The 717-nt window shown below is 75.6% G+C and carries 1 pseudogene; it reads left to right on the top strand.

What is annotated here, in order from left to right:
• A pseudogene (locus tag IE271_RS41190) lies at nucleotides 1-717 on the top strand (helix-turn-helix domain-containing protein); the annotation flags it as partial.

Below are 717 nucleotides of genomic sequence, written 5' to 3'. Positions count from 1 at the left end.
CCCGGCCGACGCCGAACGGGTGGACGCCGTCGAGCTGGAGGCGATCCGGGCGGTGCTGTACCGGCACGACGTGATCACCAGCACCGCCGCCGACGGTGACGAGGCAGCCGAACCGGTCGCGCTCGATGCCCTGCGCCGCCAGGTCGCCTATGGCTGGGACGCCTTCCAGGCCAGCCGGTTCACGCTGCTGAGCCGTCTCCTGCCCGAGCTGCTGACCCGCACCAACCGCGCTGCCGCCCGGTACACCGGCGAGGACCAGACGGTGGCCTACCGTGCGCTGGCCATGGCGCTGTGCCTGACCGAGGCGGTGTGCGTCAAGTTCGGTTCCGGCCCGCTGGCCGCCCTCGCCGGACGCCGTGCCGTGGTGGTGGCCGAGCGGTGCGGGGATGCGGCCGTGATGGCGACCGCGGCCCGCCATCTGTGCGATGCCATGACCGAGGACGGCCAGCCGGCGGCCGCCGCCCGGTTCGCGACCGCGGCCGCCGCCCGCCTCGAGCCCTATCTGGTGTCCGCCGGACCCGCCGGGCTGAGCGCCCTGGGGGCGCTGTACCTGAAAGCGGCCATGGCACAGGCCGCGGTCGCCGCCGGCAACTCCCGCACCGCCTCCGGCGCCGCCCGAGCCGTACCCGCGCTCCTGGACCGGGCCGCCCAGCACGCCGCCCGGCTGGACGGCGCGAACAACGCCCTGTGGTCCGCGTTCAACGCGGCGAACGTGTC

Source organism: Streptomyces minutiscleroticus (assembly GCF_014650875.1).
Taxonomy (GTDB): domain Bacteria; phylum Actinomycetota; class Actinomycetes; order Streptomycetales; family Streptomycetaceae; genus Streptomyces; species Streptomyces minutiscleroticus.
The sequence above is the reverse complement of the archived record's forward strand: the minus strand, read 5'-3'. Positions and strand labels throughout refer to the sequence as shown.